Below are 2,114 nucleotides of genomic sequence, written 5' to 3' on the forward strand. Positions count from 1 at the left end.
AGATGATATTAACAAATATAATATGGGATGGTATCCAATTGCATCAAAAATGACGAATATATTTGGAGTGATTGCACCGGTGCTGTATGCACTTTCATTATTCAAAATAATTTCTGACCTCATTAAAGAGCGTCGATCGGCCGAAAGTCGATAAGCTGAACATTTGGGTGGAAATAGAAATGACCCAGACGGCGGCGAAGGTGCCGCCGACGAGAGCCTGAATAGCCCGTCCAGGTGGCCCTGGCGGCGGTCGAGGGACGAGCGATAGCCGGCAAGGCTGCCCGGCCCGGGCGGTCCTGGACGGGACGGATCGGATGGGTGGTGATGCGGTGACGCTTGTGCCCGGGATGGCTGAGGTGGCAGAGATGGTCACCGCACGGTAGCGGATTATCTGTTGTCACCCATCGTCCGGGCGACGCAGGAGGCGGAGAGGGAAAGGTGAGGTGTGTATTGCTGAAATTTAGATTTTTACATGAAATAATCATCAATATAGAACAAGGAGGCAAAAATGTTTGCGTCGCTGTCTAAAAAGACACTGTGTTTTATTTTTGTAAGTTTTTCATGCTGCTCAAGCTTAATTGCAAAAGAATCCGAAAGTCGTATCGACCTCGCAACTAAATTCGACAAGAAGGAAATTTCTTTTAATAAAGTCTCTGAGAATCTATGTAATAAACCAAAAAATGCCGGCGACCTAAATTCGAAAAATCAAAAGTCTCTTCATAGCATCCTAGATAACGAATATTTATATAAAAAATACATTAATGAATACGAAGATCTAGATAAAGGCAAAAACAATCTATTTAACAGAATAAGTATTATAACATTTTCCATCAATAGAGAAAATTATTTGTTGATATTTTTTACACCGCAATGGCGGGATGGAAGGGGGGTTTTGTACAATCTAACAGCAAGAAATAAGCTTAACGTTTATTACTATGATTTATTAGATGTAGATTACATGTGCATAACTTATGCGAGTCGAGAGCCGGAAATAAAAATACTATACCGTATAGATCAATGTGAATATGTGAGAACAAACGAAAAAGATGAAGAAAAACAACGCGAAGAAGGAAATCCATTTTCCAATATATTTAGCAAAAACATACAAAATAGCACACAGAAAAGACGGGAAGTTTGCACTAAAGGTATAGAATTAAGTGCGCAGGTGAATGCTGGCAGATGGTATAATCTTGAAGAAAATGTCGCGGATGAATCACAGTACATCTATTTCGGAAATGGGGAAAACTAAAAATGGACTCAGCAGTAAAGAGAAAGACTCTCGCCACTATATTATAGTTTGAGTCGCAGGGAAAAAATACAAATGGCCCGATACAATATAATTTCCTTGGTACTGCAGATGACAGGTTTAGAATATTTGGCGCATTCTCTATGCGTCGCCCCATTTTGCATGGAAGTAGGCTATGTAACAAGAAATCAAGATGTATTATACCGCCGCGCCTAAGCATTGACACATGGTAGCCACGGGTAGCTGGTGAGTGAACGTAGGCGCTCCGGTGTGGCGGTGAGAGTGTTCCAGGCGTCACAGCAGGCTTGGACGACGGCGTCGTAGTCGTTCAAGAGTTGGTGGGACAGAAAGCGTTCGCGCAAGTACAGCCAGACGCGCTCGACTGGGTTGAGTTCGGGACTGTAGGGCGGCAGGGGTACCAGCGTGATGTTGTCCGGCACGACCAGCGCCCGCGCTCCATGCCAGCCGGCTTGGTCGAGCACGAGCACCGCCTGGACGTCCGGTTCCAGGCTCCGGGAGAAGGCGTTCAGGAACAGGCTCATGGCGGCGGTGGAGACGGTCGGCATGACCAGCGCAAAGTCGGCGCCGCTGGCCGGGCAGACGGCGGCGTAGAGGTAGGCCGAGGTGAAGCGCTTGTCGCACAGCCCGAGGGGCCGCTGCCCGCGGCGGGCACCATTGGAATGTGCGCAAGCGCAGCAGCGCCGGCCGCACCCAGACCGAGGTGGTGGAGCTGGGTCCCGCCGACCGGCTGGAGGAGATCGCCCGCATGCTCTCCGGCGCCGAAATCACTCCCGCCGCCCGCGCCGCCGCCGAAAGCCTGCTGGGCACCCGCCTGCTCTGACCCGGGGGGGCCGCCCCCTCCGCCCGA

Annotated in this window: 3 protein-coding genes; 2 read left to right on the forward strand and 1 reads right to left on the reverse strand. The window is 49.5% G+C overall.

Annotation, left to right across the window (positions count from 1 at the left end; genetic code table 11):
- Window positions 1-508: 508 nt before the first annotated feature.
- Entirely contained in the window at window positions 509-1,249 is a 741-nt protein-coding gene (locus DK368_RS21575) for a hypothetical protein (protein WP_155524668.1), read from the forward strand.
- Between the two features lie 209 nt (window positions 1,250-1,458).
- On the opposite strand, the gene DK368_RS21145 is transcribed toward DK368_RS21575, so the two are convergent.
- A complete protein-coding gene (locus tag DK368_RS21145; protein ID WP_240002601.1) occupies window positions 1,459-1,890 on the reverse strand; it encodes an IS630 family transposase in 432 nt (143 codons plus the stop codon).
- Between the two features lie 38 nt (window positions 1,891-1,928).
- Between DK368_RS21145 and DK368_RS21580 the strand changes: the two genes are divergently transcribed.
- The gene (locus DK368_RS21580) at window positions 1,929-2,087 is read left to right on the forward strand and encodes a hypothetical protein (RefSeq protein WP_155524669.1); all 159 of its coding nucleotides are present in this window, start codon (window positions 1,929-1,931) and stop codon (window positions 2,085-2,087) included.
- Window positions 2,088-2,114: the final 27 nt, after the last annotated feature.

Source organism: Oleisolibacter albus (assembly GCF_003336875.1).
GTDB lineage: Bacteria > Pseudomonadota > Alphaproteobacteria > Azospirillales > Azospirillaceae > Niveispirillum > Niveispirillum album.